The sequence below is a fragment of the Faecalibacterium sp. BIOML-A4 genome (genome assembly GCF_009679665.1).
In the GTDB taxonomy this organism is placed as follows: Bacteria; Bacillota; Clostridia; order Oscillospirales; family Ruminococcaceae; genus Faecalibacterium; species Faecalibacterium taiwanense.
The window spans coordinates 64,551-81,907 of sequence record NZ_WKZG01000009.1 but is presented as its reverse complement, the minus strand read 5'-3'; the positions used below and the strand labels follow the sequence as shown (position 1 = coordinate 81,907).

Annotated in this window: 14 protein-coding genes and 1 pseudogene; 14 read left to right on the top strand and 1 reads right to left on the bottom strand. The window is 52.2% G+C overall.

The annotated features are described in order from the left end of the window. Window positions 1–156: 156 nt before the first annotated feature. The 4 genes from GKG34_RS07895 to GKG34_RS07880 all read left to right on the top strand — a co-directional run bounded on the left by GKG34_RS07895 (window position 157) and on the right by GKG34_RS07880 (window position 5,270). A complete protein-coding gene (locus GKG34_RS07895; RefSeq protein WP_097781457.1) occupies window positions 157–1,104 on the top strand; it encodes an ABC transporter permease subunit in 948 nt (315 codons plus the stop codon). A gap of 13 nt (window positions 1,105–1,117) precedes the next feature. Then, window positions 1,118–2,023 carry a carbohydrate ABC transporter permease gene (locus GKG34_RS07890; RefSeq protein WP_173015235.1) on the top strand — a complete coding sequence of 302 codons (906 nt, stop codon included), beginning with the start codon at window positions 1,118–1,120 and terminating at the stop codon, window positions 2,021–2,023. A 76-nt stretch (window positions 2,024–2,099) separates the two neighbouring features. Beyond that, entirely contained in the window at window positions 2,100–3,770 is a 1,671-nt protein-coding gene (locus GKG34_RS07885) for an extracellular solute-binding protein (RefSeq protein ID WP_154255942.1), read from the top strand. 24 nt (window positions 3,771–3,794) lie between these two features. Beyond that, window positions 3,795–5,270 carry a glycoside hydrolase family 32 protein gene (locus GKG34_RS07880; protein ID WP_005945017.1) on the top strand — a complete coding sequence of 492 codons (1,476 nt, stop codon included), beginning with the start codon at window positions 3,795–3,797 and terminating at the stop codon, window positions 5,268–5,270. 84 nt (window positions 5,271–5,354) lie between these two features. Here the strand turns inward: GKG34_RS07880 and GKG34_RS07875 are convergent. Beyond that, a pseudogene (locus GKG34_RS07875) lies at window positions 5,355–5,510 on the bottom strand (DUF6061 family protein); the annotation flags it as partial. A 613-nt stretch (window positions 5,511–6,123) separates the two neighbouring features. Here GKG34_RS07875 and GKG34_RS07870 point away from each other — a divergent pair. From GKG34_RS07870 to GKG34_RS07825, 10 genes are all read left to right on the top strand, one after another. After that, window positions 6,124–7,284: a MarR family transcriptional regulator gene (locus GKG34_RS07870; RefSeq protein WP_154255941.1), complete on the top strand. Its 1,161-nt coding sequence runs from the start codon at window positions 6,124–6,126 to the stop codon at window positions 7,282–7,284. Then, window positions 7,281–7,832 (top strand): hypothetical protein, encoded by a 552-nt coding sequence (locus GKG34_RS07865; protein WP_154255940.1) that lies wholly within the window; start codon window positions 7,281–7,283, stop codon window positions 7,830–7,832. The genes GKG34_RS07870 and GKG34_RS07865 overlap by 4 nt, the downstream gene beginning before the upstream one ends. A gap of 250 nt (window positions 7,833–8,082) precedes the next feature. Next, window positions 8,083–8,484: a hypothetical protein gene (locus GKG34_RS07860; protein WP_003499603.1), complete on the top strand. Its 402-nt coding sequence runs from the start codon at window positions 8,083–8,085 to the stop codon at window positions 8,482–8,484. Between the two features lie 40 nt (window positions 8,485–8,524). Beyond that, window positions 8,525–9,235: a hypothetical protein gene (locus GKG34_RS07855; protein ID WP_003499607.1), complete on the top strand. Its 711-nt coding sequence runs from the start codon at window positions 8,525–8,527 to the stop codon at window positions 9,233–9,235. A 13-nt stretch (window positions 9,236–9,248) separates the two neighbouring features. After that, window positions 9,249–10,244 (top strand): hypothetical protein, encoded by a 996-nt coding sequence (locus GKG34_RS07850; protein ID WP_050624207.1) that lies wholly within the window; start codon window positions 9,249–9,251, stop codon window positions 10,242–10,244. Next, the gene (locus tag GKG34_RS07845; RefSeq protein WP_050624206.1) at window positions 10,245–11,621 is read left to right on the top strand and encodes a C39 family peptidase; all 1,377 of its coding nucleotides are present in this window, start codon (window positions 10,245–10,247) and stop codon (window positions 11,619–11,621) included. Between the two features lie 33 nt (window positions 11,622–11,654). Further along, window positions 11,655–14,711: an ATP-binding protein gene (locus GKG34_RS07840; RefSeq protein WP_154255939.1), complete on the top strand. Its 3,057-nt coding sequence runs from the start codon at window positions 11,655–11,657 to the stop codon at window positions 14,709–14,711. Between the two features lie 193 nt (window positions 14,712–14,904). Continuing rightward, the gene (locus GKG34_RS07835) at window positions 14,905–15,432 is read left to right on the top strand and encodes a DUF5697 family protein (RefSeq protein WP_173015234.1); all 528 of its coding nucleotides are present in this window, start codon (window positions 14,905–14,907) and stop codon (window positions 15,430–15,432) included. Further along, on the top strand, window positions 15,433–16,095 hold the full coding sequence (locus tag GKG34_RS07830; protein WP_006873396.1) for a DUF6100 family protein: 663 nt from the start codon (window positions 15,433–15,435) through the stop codon (window positions 16,093–16,095). 172 nt (window positions 16,096–16,267) lie between these two features. Beyond that, window positions 16,268–17,353 (top strand): hypothetical protein, encoded by a 1,086-nt coding sequence (locus GKG34_RS07825; protein ID WP_050624203.1) that lies wholly within the window; start codon window positions 16,268–16,270, stop codon window positions 17,351–17,353. Window positions 17,354–17,357: the final 4 nt, after the last annotated feature.

Below are 17,357 nucleotides of genomic sequence, written 5' to 3'. Positions count from 1 at the left end.
ACCATGAATTATCGTTGACATTCGCTTGCGTGAGTGGTATAAATAAATCAAAGGATTTTACATTTGCACAATAGAAGTGAAAAACGTAAAATTCAAAGGTGCAAATGTAAAGTGCGAATCAAACGGCAAGCAAATCAAAAAGGAGGAGAATGATTCATGAAAGCAAAGACGGCCTCGCCGGAAACGGCTGTGCTGACAGCAGAACGCAAGCTGCACAACACATGGGTCTACATCAAACGGCATTGGCAGCTTTACCTGTTGTTCCTGCTGCCTGCCGTGGCGCTGACGCTGGTGTTCAAGTACGCTCCCATGGGCGGTGTTCTGATCGCGTTCCAGAAGTACAATCCCTTCAAGGGCATCTGGGGCAGCGAGTGGGTAGGCTTCAAAAACTTTACCCGCTTCATGTCCTCGCCGGACTTCCAGCGCTATCTGATCAACACCCTGAAGCTGAGCGTCTACGGTCTGCTGTGGGGCTTCCCGATCCCCATCCTGCTGGCATTCCTGCTCAACCGTATCGAGAGCAAGAAGATCAAGCAGAAGGTGCAGCTGGTGCTGTATATGCCCAACTTCATCTCGGTCATCGTGCTGTGCGGCATCGTCCGAGTGCTGCTGAGTGTCACCGGTCCGGTGAACGGCCTGCTTCACACCAGCATCAACTTCATGACGCTGCCGGAAGCATTCCGCCCCATCTACATTATCAGCGGCATCTGGCAGGGTGCCGGCTGGGCATCCATCATGTACACCGCATCCCTTTCTAACGCCAGCAAAGATCTGAAGGAAGCTGCGATGATCGACGGCGCAAACCTGATCCAGCAGATCATGACGGTGGAGTGGCCCGCCATTAAGGATATGGTCGTGATTCAGTTTATCCTGCAGGCAGGCAACATTATGAGCATCGGTTTTGAAAAAGCCTATGCCCTGCAAACTGACCTGAACCTGAACACTGCCGAGATCATTGCAACGTACGTTTATAAAAAGGGCCTGTTGGACGGCGATTACAGCTTTTCCACGGCAGTCGGTCTGTTCAACACCATTGTCAACGTCATCCTGCTGATCGCAGTGAACAAGATCGTTGCCAAAATGAACGATGGCAAGGGCTTGTAAGGAGGGGTTTACCATGGCAAAACAGAAAAAATCAAAAATGGCCCTCTACACCAAACAAGATAAGATCATCCTGTACTGCGGCTACGCACTTCTGGGTTTGTTCCTGCTGGCGATCATCGTTCCGATGATCTACATCGTCATCGCGTCCTTTATGGACCCGGTCACTCTGCAAAACAAGGGCATCTCCTTTGATTTCAGCAAGTGGAGTCTGGATGCTTACCAGCGTGTCGTTTCGGACAAGCAGATCTGGGTCGGCTTCAGGAACGCAGTGCTTTACTCGATCATCTTCACCATCATCTCGGTAGCTGTGACGATGCTTGCCGCTTATCCCATGTCGCTGCCGGACTTCAAAGGCAAAAAGCTCTTCAACACCTTGTTTGTGATCACGATGTTTTTCAGCGGCGGTCTGATCCCCACCTACCTGCTCATCAACAATCTGGGTCTGCTGGATTCCATGTGGGCGGTCATTCTGCCGGGAGCATTCAGCGTGTGGAACATGATCATTGCCCGTACCTATTATCAAGGCGTCCCGCGTGAGCTGCGCGAAGCTGCGGATGTGGATGGAGCCAGCGAGATGCTTTACTTCTTCAAGATCCTGCTGCCCGTCTGTATGCCGGTGGTGGCGGTTCTGGCCCTGTGGCAGTTCGTGGCTATGTGGAACAGCTACTTTGACGCCATGATCTACCTGAACAGCGCATCGAAGCAGCCGTTGCAGCTGGTGCTGCGTTCCATCCTGATCCAGAGCCAGCCGGAATCCGGCATGATCGCAGATATCCAGAGCACTGCCGAACGTGCCAAGATGGCAGAGCTGCTCAAATATGCAACCATTATTATTTCCAGTCTGCCGCTGCTGGTGATGTATCCCTTCTTCCAGAAGTACTTTGATGCCGGCATCATGGCTGGTTCCATTAAAGGCTGAGGATATTCCAGAATTTTATAAGCAGGTACGCTCATCTGTTACACGAAAAAAGAAACATGAAAAAGGAGAAAATACCATGAAAAAGCTGATCTCTCGCCGCAACTTCCTCAAGGTCTGCGCTCTGGCGGGCTCTGCCGCTGCTCTGTCTGCCTGTGGCGGCAAATCCACCGGCAGCGGCAATTCTGCTGCCGCAGATGTAGACGTGACCGGTGCCGTTACATTTCCGCTGTCCGAAAAGGTCACCTTTACCGGTATGACCAGCTTCCCTGTGGGCAGCGAACCCGAGCCGAACAACCGCACCATCTTCAAGCGTCTGGAAGAGCAGACCAATGTGCACATCGACTGGACCGCCATCCAGTCCGACCAGTGGAGCGATAAGATCACCCTGAATATGTCCAACCCCAACACCCTGACGGATTTTGTTTTTACTGCTGATTTTACCGACAGCAATCTGCTGCGCTACGCAGATCAGGGTGTCATCCTCAATCTGGAAGACTACATTGACAACAATATGCCTTATCTCCAGAAGGTCTTTGAGAAGTACCCGGAGTACCGCACCATGTGCACCGACAGCGATGGCCACATCTGGGCACTGCCCTGGATCGAGCAGCTCGGCTCAGAAAAGACCGCCATCCAGACCATTGGCAACATGAGCTTCATCAATACCAAGTGGCTGAACTTCCTCGGTCTGTCGATGCCCACCACGGTGGACGAGTTTGAGCAGGTGCTGATGGCATTCCGTGATAACGCCGCTTCGATCAAGGCAGAGTATGGCATTGACGGCGACATCATCCCCATGTCCTGCATCGTCAACAACGGCGATCAGGACCCCAGCATCCTCATCAATGGCTTTGGCGAAGGCTACGGCGATGCAGACAAAGACCGCCATATCGCCGTTACCAACGACCGGAAAGTTATCTGTGCCGCCACCCAGCAGGGCTACCGCGATGGTCTGGACTGGCTGCACAAGCTGTATACCGAGAAGCTCATCGACCCGGAGTGCTTCACGCAGGAGTGGTCCACCTATGTTTCCAAGGGCAAGGCTGGCCGCTATGGTGTCTGCTTCAGCTGGGATGTTGCCAACATTGACAACCTGACCGACTGGGAGCCGCTGCCTGCCCTGACCGCCGATACCCGCAATATCACTCCGCAGAACGGTTCTTTCACCAGCGGCTTTGCCCGCGGCAGATGCGTTGTCACCGCAAAGGCGACGAATCCTGCACTGGTTTGCGCATGGCTGGATCAGATGTACGCACCCCTCCAGTCTCCGCAGAACAACTGGGGTACTTACGGCGATGCGGAAGGCTTTAACATCTTTGAACTGTCCACCAACGATAAGGGCGAGCCCATGCTGAAGCACGCTCCTCTGGGCGATGCTTCTCCCGTGGAAGTCCGTGAAGCGCAGTGTGTCAGTGGACCTCTGGCGGTTCTGGATGATTACTATGGTGTATACGTTACCTGCCCGGACGATGCACAGTATCGTCTGGACTGGATCAAGGAGATCTACACCCCGGATATGAACAACGATTATGTCTATCCCAATGTCTTTATGAGCAGCGAGGACACCGAGCAGGTCTCTAACCTGCAGGCAGATCTGCAGACCTACATGAATACGCAGAAGGCCGACTGGATCATGAACGGCACTACGGATGCAGAGTGGAACGAATATCTGAGCAAGCTGGAAGACTACGGCCTGTCCGACTATCTGGGCATTATGCAGAAATATCTGGATGCTTACTACGCATAAGAATTCTTTCCTTTGGAGGATTCCATGAACGATTTGACTTTACAAAAAGCCCGTGCCTACGAGGCCGAGCACGGCGCAGCGATCTCCCCGGAGGAACGCCCTGCTTACCACATGACCCCCTATGTGGGCTGGCTGAACGACCCAAACGGTTTCTCTTATTATAAAGGGAAGTATCACCAGTTCTATCAGTATAACCCCTACGATGTGCGGTGGGCGCCCATGCACTGGGGTCACGCGGTCAGCACCGACCTGCTGCACTGGGAGTATCTGCCCTGTGCACTCGCCCCGGATTCCCCGGCGGACAACGGCCCCGGCTGCTTCTCCGGTTCTGCTACCGAGATGGATGACGGCAAGCAGCTGCTGATGTACACCAGCGTGGTGGCAGAAAAGCAGCCCAATGGGGAGATGCGGGACATCCAGACCCAGAGCATTGCCATTGGTGACGGTCTCGACTACGAAAAGCCTGCCTGCAACCCGGTGCTGACCCAGAAAGACCTGCCGGAAGGCTTCAGCAAGTTTGATTTCCGGGACCCCAAGATCTGGCGTGAGGCCGACGGCACCTACTCCGCCGTCACCGTCTGCCTGGCCGAGGACGGCAGCGGCGCAGCAGCACTGTTCCAAAGCAAGGACGGCTTCGACTGGCACTTTGTCACGGTGCTGGAACGCTGCAACAACCAGTACGGCAAAATGTGGGAGTGCCCGGACTTCTTCCCGCTGGACGGCAAGCAGATCCTGATGCTCGGCCCCATGGAGATGCTGCCCAAGGGCGAGTTCCACAACGGTCACAACGTGATTGCCTTCATCGGCAGTTACGACCAAGCCACCCACACCTTCACCAGGGAAAACGTGCAGCTGATGGACGGCGGCATCGACTTCTATGCCACCCAGACCACCCTTGCCCCGGACGGCCGCCGCATCATGACCGCATGGCTGCAGACCTGGTCGGACACCGAGGATAAGCCCCGGGGCTGCAAGTGGTTCGGACAGACCATCTGCCCCCGTGAGCTGCACATCAAGGATGGACGCATTGTTCAGGCCCCGGTGCGGGAGCTGGACGCCGTCCACGGCAAGCGCACCCTGCACGAAAATGTGACGGTGCAAAGCGAAACTTCTCTGGAAGGCATCAAGGGCCGTGTGGCCGACCTGACCGTTACGGTGCAGCCCGGCGAGTACCGCTCCTTTACCCTGAAGCTGGCTGCTGACGCAGACCATCACACCAGCCTGACCTACGACCCCTACACCTCCGAGCTGACGCTGGATCGCAGCTATGCCGGTTCCCGTGCCGACATCGTTCACCGCCGCAGCTGCAAGGTGCGCAGCCAGAACGGTGCCCTGAAGCTCCGCATCCTGCTGGATAAAAACAGCATCGAAGTTTTCGCCAACGACGGTGAGCAGACCATGACCGCATGGATCTACACCCCCCAGTCTGCCGACGGCATCACCTTTGCCGCCGATGGCAAAGCAACTGTTACGGTGGAACAGTTTGAGCTGAATCTGTAACCTGATATTCCTTTCATTTCTCCTTCATTGAATACAGCCCCGCTTTGGCTTCTCCTTCGCCAAAGTGGGGCTGTGTTTGTTATGTCATTGATCTTCCAGCCTGCCGTGGTCGCAACCAAGCGAGAGATAATGTCCAATCTCCCCACCCAGCACAAGCTGGGCATACTCCAAGGGCTTGTTGTAGAGCAGCCAGTCCAGCTCTGCCCGCTGTGCCAGGGTGTTGCCGTATTCGTCCTCCACGTTTGGCGTATGGCGTAGTTTTTGCTGGAAATCCATCAAAAGAAAAAGCCTGAAACTTCTCGGTACATCAAGAAGTTTCAGGCTTTGTTTCGCTTAAATTGGAGCTTGTCGGGGCAAGGCCCCTCCATCTTGCTGGCGCAAGACCGCTCGGCCGCTTAAAAGCCCCACTGGGGCTTTCATTGCTGCGCAAACGCGGAATTTACTGCTCAATCGGCTTCATCGTCGGGAATAAAATTTTGCTCTCTCCATCCTGCCCCATGCCGCTCTGTAGGGGTTCAAAACTCGCACAATACTCGATTCGTGAAACTTTTTTCATTCGTCTTGTGTCCTCTTGTGCCGTCCTTTTCGCCTCAAAAGTTGTAGAAAAATTGTAGAAAGTTGTAGTGCGTCTGTTATGGCATATTACTGGCACAGGAATGGCAGCATTCTGCTATGCTATCCCAGTATGCCGTATCCACCATAATCTCTACATGAAGAACGGCTTGTTTGTTTAATCGCAGACGCATACATATTATATGATAACCTCCAAGCCCATCCAAGTCAACGGTTTTTATTGAAACATTTTATGACTTTTATTTCCCTACCTTTAATAATTAGTAAAGAGGAGACTGCTATGCCTGAATACCAACTTCAAATTAAACAAGTGGTAGATTACCCACGATGCCGGATTTATCGTGAGTTCATCCACAAACTGATCAACGACCGGAGCATCCGCATAAACGGAGGCTCCGGCCTTTTTCATTTTACTGTACTTTGCAGCTATGCAAACTTCCGCACCTCATACCGCCGTATTGACGGAATCAGTTATACAGTCTCGCCCGGCGAATGGGTGTGCACCGTCAAGGAACTGTCTTGCTGGTTCCGCACCCGCTTTCATCGGCAGGCGCTGTCCATGCTGGATACCCTTCAGAAGCAGCACTTGATTTCCTATACACTGCTGGGCCGCGGCAATGTAGTCAAATATAAAATCCTCCACTGGGCCCGCCACAATTCCGCACTGGAGTACAATGCCCCCTGCCAAAAGGATACCGGTTTTTTCTTCCTGCCAGTCTCTGTTGCCCTGGAACTGGTCAGCTCTGCCCGCTGCTCTGAAATGGACATCGTTCTGGATCTGTGGGTATCCGCTGTCTACAACGATACGCAGGTGCAGGGGTCAGAGGTCGGTCCGGTAGCCTACTTTCGCAATGGTACAGGAAACCCGTTGGTCAGTTATACCGAACTCTCCTGCCGCTGGGGGCTGTCACGCGCTACCGTATGCCGGATACTGAAAAAGCTGGACGGTCTTGGGTATATCTCTATCATGTCGTTTCCCGGCCGGCATGGAAGCGTGATCTACCTGCAGAACTACCTGTCCACCATGTTTGAGATTTCCGATGTTTTAATCGACAAGGAGGAAGTTGCCATGACCTTAAACATTCATCTGGAGCTTCCGGAAACTGCTGAAACCGAAGAGAGCCATTCCATCTCTGAGCATGAGGTCATTGTTTCGGATGCACTTTCCAGCGTTTCAAAATCGCACATTGAAACGATACTCCGCAAGATGGCTGACATCCTATCTACGCAAGGGATTTCCTGCTTTTCTTGCCCGCTCTCCCGCTATAAGTTATATCCCTTATCGGACGACTGCTGGGAAGAGTTGATTCCGCGTGCGCGAGGGAAATCCACAGCCCACTTTGGTCTGACCATCCTCTGCGGCACAAACACTTCAATCGCCACTTTTGAACTTACACTCACTCCCTTTGAGGAGCACGAAAATAGGAGGAACCTGAAATGAGAAAATTTGTTGAACCTGATGTTGCTGATAATCCCCTGTACCATGATACCTGGAAACTGCTGAAAAAATACCGGGATGTTGTGTGGAGCCTGGAGCTTTCTGTCCAGCATGTCCGCACCAAGTTTGAGATCGAGTATGGCACCTCCATCGAGGATTTTCTGGATTCAGTCTATCTGGCTGGCGCTGATTTGGCCGGAAGCGACATCGAGCATCATGCCAAATGCATTGAACGCAGCCACAAAATGCTCAAGCTGCTGGATTCCGCAGTCGAATTGCTGCGTACCAAGCACAAAAACGGTGAGGCATATTACTGGCTGCTGTACTACTCCTTCCTCTCGCCGCAGCAGCTCAAAAATGTTGAGGAAATCATCGATACCCTACGACCGCATATTCGTGACATCAGTTTCAGAACCTACTACCGCAAACGCCGGGAAGCTATTGAAGCCCTCAGTTCCGTCCTTTGGGGCTATACCTCTAAGGACAGTTTAGACATGCTGGAACAGTTCTTTCCAGAGACAAAATCACCTTCCGGACAATCGGGCAAATAATTGGCACAATTCGGGAACAAAATTGGCATGGTTCTGCTCTTTCAGTGTAAATACCGATGTGTTAAACTGAATATGCTCAAACTTGCACCCAAAACCGAACAGGACAGTAACGGCACCTTTCATCAGGGTGCTTTTTTGCTGCCCAGATGGCCGCCCGGCCATTTGAAAGCCCACATTTGTTTTGACAGGTGTGGGTTTTTCTGTTCCCTATTGAGCATCAAAAAATCATTCAGAATTGGAGGATCGCAAATTGAAGAAAACGAAAACCCCTCAAACTCCGCAGCTTCAGGAGCCGGATACCCAGTCCAAGCGCAGGCTTTCGCTGCCCAAAGTGGCTTACAGCGCCTTCCTGTGTGTGATGATGTCCATGATGTTCTGCCAGCCGGCTTATGCGGCAACAGATGTATGGACCAAGGCCAAAGAGATCATGCAGGATGTATACACCCAAATCCTTGCCATCTCCACTATCGCCGCCATCGTCACTGCTTCGGTAGCCTTGCTGCTCATGAACTTCTCCCGTTCCGGACGGACGGTAGATGAAAGCCGCGCCTGGCTCAAACGAATCTGTATCACCTGGGCTATCCTCAATGGCTTGGGCTTTATCATGGCGTATGTGACGCCGCTCTTTAGTGGTGGACAATGGACAGGCTGATTGACCGTCTGACTGCTCGCCGGAAAGGAGGCTTGCATTTATGGGCATTTTAGACGGCATAGTGGAATGGATCGCAGAACAGGTAATGGCCGGTCTTGATCTGGTGACCACATCGGTTTTGGGTGCGCTGGGCTGTGATATGGCTGTATTTCTGCGTTATTTTCCCGCAGCAGAGACTATGTACTCTGTTTTCGTGGCTCTGGCAATCGGGATCATCCTGCTCAACTGGGTCTGGCAGTTATTCAAAAACTTCGGTCTTGGCGCAGGTGTGGAAGCAGAAGACCCGGTAAAGCTGAGTATCCGTTCCGTTATTTTTATCCTGCTGACGCTCTTTTCAGATGAGATCGTCAATATTGTTCTTACCATCGGCGGCACCCCCTACCACTGGATCATGGAGTCCGACCTTCCTGCATTAAGCTTTGCAGACTTCAATTCCGTGATGCTGGTCATCATCGGTGTGTGTGCCAATGGGGCTGTGGCGCTGATTACCTTGATTTTGGTTCTCATCCTGGCCTGGAACTACCTAAAACTTCTGTTCGAGGCAGCCGAACGGTATGTGCTGCTCGGTGTACTGGTCTACACGGCTCCTGTGGCTTTTTCTATGGGCGCCAGCCAGACCACAGCAAACATCTGGAAATCCTGGTGCCGGATGCTTGGTGGTCAAATTTTCCTATTGGTCATGAACGCCTGGTGCCTGCGCCTGTTCACAAGCATGGTGGGGTCCTTCCTTGCGAACCCGCTTTCGTTGTAAGGAGGTCTTATCCTTGAAGAAACTCAAAAAAATTTTGTTTGCGGCCTTTACAGTCGCAATTCTCTCCTGCCTGCTCTGCCAGCCGGCTTTTGCCGCTATCTCCGAAAGCGATGTGCAGGCTCAGGTAGACGCTGTGGGAAAAGAAGCCGTTTCCGGCAATGTGTTTATCTGGTTTCTCTGTGCTATCGGCTTTCTCAAAGTCGGCCAGAAAATCGATTCCTTCCTCTCCAGTCTGGGTGTCAATGTAGGACATACCGGCGGCAGCATGCTGGCTGAGGCTATGATTGCTGCCAGAGGCATCGGCGGCATCAAGAACTTTTCCAGTCACCACTTTGGCGGCGGGAGAAACAGCAGTTCCACCAATGTCAACTCAAACGGTGGTAAAGGCAGCGGCGGCTTTGGAGCAGGGTTTGCCAGCGGCGGTCTTGCTGGAGTGGTGAGCCGAAAAGTCACAAACAGCGCCATCAAAACAGCCACCACAACTCCCGGCTCCAAGCCTTCCGGTCTTGGCAGTCTTTTAGGCGATGCTGCAGCCGGAGGGATCGGCGGCCATATGTACGCTTCTTCCGTCAGTAAGGGCGGCAATTTTGCCAACAATGTAATCGGCAGCGTAGCCACGGGCAGTATCAGCCAGATGGGTTCCATTTCCGGTAAAAAAGCCGCCGAAGCCCTGCACTCTTACATGGGATATGCGGCACTGGAATCCGGAGCTGAAAATATTCCAACCTTCCAAAATGTCGAAATCGGCGGCGGCCGCATCACCGGAACAGAAGTGACCGAGGAACATCCCGAAGGCATCTCCTTTGGTATGTACCACGCAGACCAATATGTTGCCCCGGAAGGCCAGTACACCACCGTTCATGCCGTGGATGGCACAGCATGGTATAAGCAGTACGCTGTGGATGCTGTTGACAAATCGCCCTATATGGCTCCTGACGGTTCTATCGCCTTCAACGAGTCCATTGTCAAAAAGCTGCCTCCAGCCCCGAGGAGAAAGGACAAGATATAAATGCCAGAAGATCAAAAAAGCAGTTTTTCCGAAGCTGTGGAGACCGGTGCCTCCGCAGCGCATACCATCCGCGGCGCAATCAAAACCGGAAAAGCTATTTCCTCCGCTGCCAAAGGCGCTGCCGCAGGCGGTCCTTACGGTGCAGTTGCAGGCGCAGTGTGGGCAGGCCGGAAGCATATCGGGAAAATCATTGTGGCAGTCATTGCCCTGCTTATGCTGCCGGTATTATTTGTTCTCATGCTCCCCGGTCTTATTTTCGGCGGACTGACCAATGCCTTTTCGCCATCTGACCCCGAAATTCCGATTTTGAATAGCGAAACAGCGATTATTGAGAACGCCAACGAGATCACCTTTACCCTCAACGGCATCTTGGGCGAGGCACTGGATGATGTACTTGCCCGGATCGAAGCTGACTTTGCGGCATCGGGAGCCGACCATATGGAGGTCAAAAATGCCTATTCCGGCGGTCCCATTTATAACGCCAACCTGTTTATCTCTCAGTATTGTGCGGCCAAAGACAAGGATTTTGAAAGCATTTCTCTGAATGACCTTGCCGCCACCCTGCGGGAAAACAAACAGCATCTATATTCCTACACCAGCAAGCAAGAGATTCGTGAAAGCACCGTGACTGATCCGGAGACTGGGGAAGAAACAACGGTGTCCGAAACATGGATGGTCTATACCGTCCGTTACAACGGTGAGTCCTATTTTTCTGATGTTGTATTCCAGCTTACCGATGACCAAAAGGAGCTTGCATCTGATTACGCTTCCAACCTAAGCCTGTTCTTGGGCGATGGTCTGCTGCAAAATCTGGAAGCGTGGACCGGAAACAGCATCACTGCTCTGGGCGATGTTACTTTCACCGACGGGATCACACCTGTTGTTTACTACAATCAGCTGGATGAACGCTATGCCGGTAAAGCATATGGTACGGACAATATTGGCGGTTATGGCTGCGGCCCCACCGCTATGGCAATCGTGGTGTCCTCTCTGACGGACGATATGGTTGACCCTGTGGAGATGGCCGAGTGGTCTTATAACAACGGCTACTGGTGTAAAAGCAGTGGTTCTTACCATGCGCTGATACCTGCCGCCGCTGAGGAATGGGGGCTTCCGGTTTCCGGCTGTACCACTGCGGAACCACAGCGCATCACAGACGCACTGGCTAATGGTAAACTGGTAGTAGCGATCATGTCTGAAGGCCATTTTACCTCTTCCGGTCACTTCATTGTCCTGCGTGGCGTAAAGGACGGCAAGATCATGGTGGCTGACCCTGCCAGTTACACACGGAGCGAACAGCTCTGGGATCTGTCCATTATCTTAAATGAGGCCAGCCGGCGCGCTGGAGCTGGCGGTCCGTTCTGGATTATCGGCTGATGTGCCCGCCCGGCTTCGGAAACGAGGTTAATCATGAATCATAAAATCGACCGAGATACCTACATAATACCACCGAATTTCATCGAGTCAGGCACCTTCTTCGGTGGTATGTTCAAAGCCCGCAATGTGATTGAAGCCGGCATCCTGGCATTTGCCATTGGTGTGCCGGTTTTTTCATTGCTCCCTCTTGGCCTGACTGCCCGTATCATCGCTTTGTGCCTGACCGCACTGCCGGCAGCATTGGTGGCGCTTATCGGAATTTCCGGTGAGAGCCTTTCCTCTTTTCTGCTGATTTTCTTAAAGTACCTGCGAAACCGCCGCATTGTAGGCGGTAACAGCGCAGAAGATGCGGTTCCTGCGGCAGAGCATGGCGGCAAGCATATTAAAAAGAAGGCACACAAACCCGATAAGACTCCCAGGCGGTCACGGCGCTCCGGCAGAGAGGATTTCCCAGCAGAGTTTGATGAAGTTCGCAGCTACGAGATCCGCCAAAAACTCCGTCCTGTGAAAAAGCAGAAGTCTGCCAAGGAGAAGAAAGCCGCCACGCAAAAAAAGAAGGTCTCCAAGGAACGCAAAGTAAAACGCCCTATCCGCACTCAGGAGCCGAAGCCCGCCTGCCTTAACCCGGTAGCAGATTATCTGCCGATTTCCAAAATTGAAAACGGCATCATCTACACGAAGGACCACCGCTATGTCAAGGTCGTCGAGGTAGTACCCATCAATTTTATGCTGCGCAGCGCCCAGGAACAGCGGAACATCATCTATTCCTTTGTGTCCTACTTGAAAATCAGCCCCATCAAGCTGCAAATCAAGGTACTGACACGTCGGGCAGAGATCAATCGCCATCTGGATACCGTTCGGAAGGAGATGGAACAGGAGACCAATGAACAGTGTCTGCTCATGCAGGAAGACTACCTCCAGTTCGTTCAGCAGATCGGTTCCCGTGAGGCAATTACCCGACGTTTCTTCCTGATTTTTGAATATGAGCCGTGGAGCAACACCAAGCGCTCTGATGAAGAAGGCGAGGCAATCAATGCCCTGCAAAGTGCAGTCCATACTGCTACCAACTACCTCCGTCAGTGCGGTAACGAGGTCATCGTTCCGGAAAACTGGGATGAGTTTACGGTAGATGTCCTCTATAACCTGCTCTGCAGAAATGAAAGTGCTGTAAAGCCGCTCTCCATCCGGGCACAGGAGGTTGTGGCTGAGTACCTTGCCAAAGGGCGCGACAGTGAGATTGACCATATCCCTGCCACCGAATTCTGTGCGCCAAAAAGCATTGACTTCACGCATGGTCACCATATCTGCATTGACGGTCTGTATTATGCTTATTTGCTGGTGCCCTCTGATGGCTACAAAACGCAGGTTCCAGCCGGCTGGCTCAGTCTTATCGTCAATGCCGGTGATGGGATCGATATGGATATGTTCCTCTCCCGTCAGCCCAAAGAAACCATCATCCAGAAAGTCGGACAGCAGCTGCGTATCAACCGTTCCAAAATCAAGGACGCCAGCGACACCAACACCGACTTTGATGACATTGATGGCGCTATCCGAAGCGGGTACTTTCTCAAAGAGGGCCTTGCCAACAACGAGGACTTCTACTACTTGAATCTGCTGATTACCATTACTGCCTCCAACGAGGAAGACTTGGAATGGAAGGTCAGCGAAATGAAAAAGCTCCTACTCTCACAGGACATGAACGCCTGCACCTGCCATTTTCGGGAGGAACAGGCGTTTTTATCTGCCCTGCCATTGGTGGCAATGGAAAAGAAACTGTATGAGCGGGGTAAGCGCAACCTGTTGACAGGCGGTGCGGCAAGCTGTTATCCCTTTACATCCTATGAGATGTGTGATGATAACGGTATCCTGCTGGGTGTTAACAAGTACAACAGTTCCCTTATTATCGTGGACATCTTCAATTCTGCGGTCTATAAGAACGCCAATATGTCGATCCTTGGCACGAGCGGAGCCGGCAAAACCTTTACCATGCAGTTGATGGCGCTGCGAATGAGGCGGAAAAATATCCCCATTTTCATTGTTGCGCCCCTAAAAGGCCATGAATTTCATCGCGCCTGCTCCAATGTGGGCGGCTCCTTTATCCAGATTTCACCGGCCAGTCCCCACTGCATCAATGTCATGGAGATTCGGCGGGTAGACCGCTCGGTGAACGAACTTCTGGACGGTCCAGGCATCCAGTTATCTGAACTTGCAGCAAAGATCCAACAGCTCCACATATTTTTCAGTCTGCTGATCCCCGATATGTCTCACGAGGAACGACAGCTTTTGGACGAAGCCCTTGTTCGTACCTATAACACAAAAGGCATCACTCATGATAATGCCTCTTTGGAAGACCCTGCAAAGCCCGGCCAGTACCGTGAGATGCCGGTGCTTGGTGACCTGTACGAAATTTTGAAAACCTCCAAGGAAACGATGCGCATGGCCCACATCCTAAATCGTCTGGTAAACGGAAGCGCCAGCACCTTCAATAAGCAGACCAATGTTCGGCTCGACAACAAGTACACTGTTTTGGATATTTCCTCCCTCACCGGAGACCTGCTCACCGTAGGTATGTTTGTGGCGCTGGACTTTGTTTGGGACAGAGCCAAAGCCGACCGTACAGAAGAAAAAGCCATCTTCATCGATGAGTGTTGGCAGCTTCTATCCGGTGCCGGTGCTGCTGGTGTAAGATTGGCCGGTGATTTTCTTTTGGAAATTGCCAAAACCATACGCGGTTACGGCGGCGCCTCGATTTTTGCAAGCCAGGATCTTGCCGATTTCTTTGACCTTGACGGCGGCAGATTTGGTAAGGGCATCATCAACAACTCCAAGACCAAGATCATTCTGAATCTGGAGGACGACGAAGCCCAGCGGGTACAGGAAGCCCTGCACCTGTCCGATGCTGAAACAATGGAGATTACTCACTTTGAAAGAGGTCACGGTCTGATTTCTACCAATAACAACAATATTATGGTGGAGTTCAAAGCCAGCCCTCTGGAAAAGGATCTGATCACTACCGACCGCCGCGAGCTGCGTGAAATCGTAGAGCGAAAACGCCGTGAACAATCCACATCTGCCGAACAGCAGATATAACAATTTGAAAAGCGAGGTGATTCCCATGTGCAACTTTCCTGCCAGACGCCGCTATGCGTCTGCTTTGCGTCTGTATTACGCCTAAAAGCCAGTTTTGCCAGCCAGATCATCTTTTTAGCTTACACTGACTGGCTTTCCTTCCTATTTAATGCGTCTTGAATACGCCTATATTACGCCATTGGAGGTGATACCCATGAAGACCAGGGCTGAAATCTATGGAAATGAAGCTGCGGCTCTGCTGCGGATCGTCACGATGTATCCCGGTCTCAATATGCAGCAGCTTCTTTGCTTTCACCCTGGCAAAGAAGAAATCATCAAGACCCTGCTCTCCCATCTGCAAAAGCAGGGCCGTATTTTTCAAACTGATACAGGCGGTTACTTTCCGTCTGGTTGGGCAGCAAAATCAGACAACTCCCTGATACGGGCTGTCTGGGTACTCTTGGATTTTATCGGGCAGGTGGAATACCATGCTCCCGGTGATTTTCCGGTCAAGCTTATCTTCTTTGCAAACGGTGAACTATATGAAATCGTCTACGCAGCTTCCGGCCAGGAGGCCCTAATCAACCATGCGCTTCGGGATGACCGCAGCGGTGGACGCCGCATCATTTTGGTCGATAATCCGGAAGACATTCGCCGCATTGACTGCCCTGGCATTTCCGGTTTCTGCACCGTGGATGCAGCGGGCCAGGTGCATTACTTTAAGAAAACAGGAGGAACTTGATTGGAACGAAAAATCATCTCACACCGAATCGGAAGCATTCTTGATGATATATCCCGTTTGAGCAATGCTCTTTACGCGATGGATACCACGGATATTCAGCGCTATCCGGACAACTATGAAGTCTTATCCACTGACGCCGCCCTGCGGGCAGAGAAAATTGCCTGCAGGCTGCGGCATTTGATATATTCCAGCACCACCATCCGCAAAGGCGATTACCTGACATCCGCCGGTATTGTACACGGAATTGAGGTTGTCTATGAGGACGGTGTACTGGAGGTCACCCTGCCTGGTCTGCTCCCAAAACGCAAGCAGAGGCAAAACACTGAGTTTCTGCTCGACCCGTTCTACTTCTCATTGGAGCAATACGCCAAAGAGCATCCCATGCCCCGCTTCAGCGATTGTGTGGTGTGCTTTACGCAGGTTTATGACCAGTGCCTTCCCACCCGGCGTATCCGTGACTACGACAATCTGGAAGAAAAGCAGCTTCTGGATGTCCTCTCCACCTTCGTCATGGCTGACGATACCGGCCTGCTCTGCGATGCCTACAACACCGCTGCGCTGGGCGAAAAGGATTGTACCAGAATCAGTGTCATGGAAAAAAAGCGGTTTCCCGCCTGGCTTGCTGAGCATGAAAACACCCTAAAATCCATCTCGGATTTTTGAGCATTTTCAGCCATTGCTTGTCCGACCTACCGCAACACCGTATTTCGCCCCGGATTTCGGGGCTTTTTTCTGTCGTTACACCACGGATTTTTACCGAAGTTCCTTGCAGTCTCGGTAAAAGCCACACACCACAAGGAGGTGATCACTTGGGAAATTCCCACAGCCAGACACGATGGCGTACAGGCTTCTCTCTCTGACTGCCATCTCCGGCGAGTTCCCCACAGACCAGCTTAACAGACTTCCCGGCAGTCCGTATTATCTGGAGTCTGTTGTCACTGCACTGAAAAAAGACGGGCTGCTGCGTACCTATTACCGGGATAAACTGCGCGGCTACCGTTTGGGGCCGCGAGCCAAAGCCACTCTGCTGGAAAGCCGGCCGGACAGGTTTGCCAGCTATCTGACAGGAGATACCGACACCAACCGTTTGAAATGCGAAATTGACCGAAGACTCCGGCTACACCGCCTGGCAGAAACCTATGTGACCATGGATAATGCGGGGGTATGTGTGTATCGGGATGAAAAACCGGCAATTTTTGCGCCGGAGGGTTACGCTGGCGGCAGGATTGTCTATCCTGCTTTTTTCAGTTCGAGAGAAGTGAAAGAAATGGGGATCGACACCACGAAGATCCGCAGTTCCCGCTCCACTGGAATACTCCTTGCGCCCTCCGGCATCTTCGTGACCTACAACAGCAGCAGCGCCCTGATGAAGTGGCGCTACAAATCGGAAATGCGGGTCAAGGCATTGATCTGGAGCGTAATCTGCCAACAGCGCCTGTCCCAACAATTTCGCCATGAGGATGTTCATGGACTGATTCTGGGCAACAGCATGGATCTGGCTTACCAGATCTTGACCAGCACCGGAGGACGCAAACATGATTTCTTCATGCTGGATGGCAGCTATGAGCATTTTCTTTATCTTACCAACGACCATCAGGGGGAGGTGATACTTGCACTGCTGTGCGACCCTGGGAAAACTGCGGAGCTGGATCGCATTCTGCTCCAAGGTCTTACTGCGAGGCAGCCCGGACTGGCTATTGAGCATGACGGAATTTCACCGGACGGCTCACCAGTCCTGTTTGGCTATTTCTGTGATCTGCCCCGTATCGCACGCTTTAACACCTCTCTCGAACTATCCGAGCGCCCGGGCATACTGATCTGCTTTGACTTCCAGGCAGAGGTACTTCGCAGCTACTGCGGTTCCCGGGTGCGCTTCCAGACCATTGATTTCACAAAATTCGAGGGGAGGTTGTTCCCATAAACAA

Coding starts and splice junctions, on each gene's coding strand:
- GKG34_RS07895 (WP_097781457.1), top strand. CDS start 157: ATGAAAGCAAAGACGGCCTCGCCGGAAACGGCTGTGCTGACAGCAGAA.
- GKG34_RS07890 (WP_173015235.1), top strand. CDS start 1,118: ATGGCAAAACAGAAAAAATCAAAAATGGCCCTCTACACCAAACAAGAT.
- GKG34_RS07885 (WP_154255942.1), top strand. CDS start 2,100: ATGAAAAAGCTGATCTCTCGCCGCAACTTCCTCAAGGTCTGCGCTCTG.
- GKG34_RS07880 (WP_005945017.1), top strand. CDS start 3,795: ATGAACGATTTGACTTTACAAAAAGCCCGTGCCTACGAGGCCGAGCAC.
- GKG34_RS07870 (WP_154255941.1), top strand. CDS start 6,124: ATGCCTGAATACCAACTTCAAATTAAACAAGTGGTAGATTACCCACGA.
- GKG34_RS07865 (WP_154255940.1), top strand. CDS start 7,281: ATGAGAAAATTTGTTGAACCTGATGTTGCTGATAATCCCCTGTACCAT.
- GKG34_RS07855 (WP_003499607.1), top strand. CDS start 8,525: ATGGGCATTTTAGACGGCATAGTGGAATGGATCGCAGAACAGGTAATG.
- GKG34_RS07845 (WP_050624206.1), top strand. CDS start 10,245: ATGCCAGAAGATCAAAAAAGCAGTTTTTCCGAAGCTGTGGAGACCGGT.
- GKG34_RS07840 (WP_154255939.1), top strand. CDS start 11,655: ATGAATCATAAAATCGACCGAGATACCTACATAATACCACCGAATTTC.
- GKG34_RS07835 (WP_173015234.1), top strand. CDS start 14,905: ATGAAGACCAGGGCTGAAATCTATGGAAATGAAGCTGCGGCTCTGCTG.
- GKG34_RS07825 (WP_050624203.1), top strand. CDS start 16,268: ATGGCGTACAGGCTTCTCTCTCTGACTGCCATCTCCGGCGAGTTCCCC.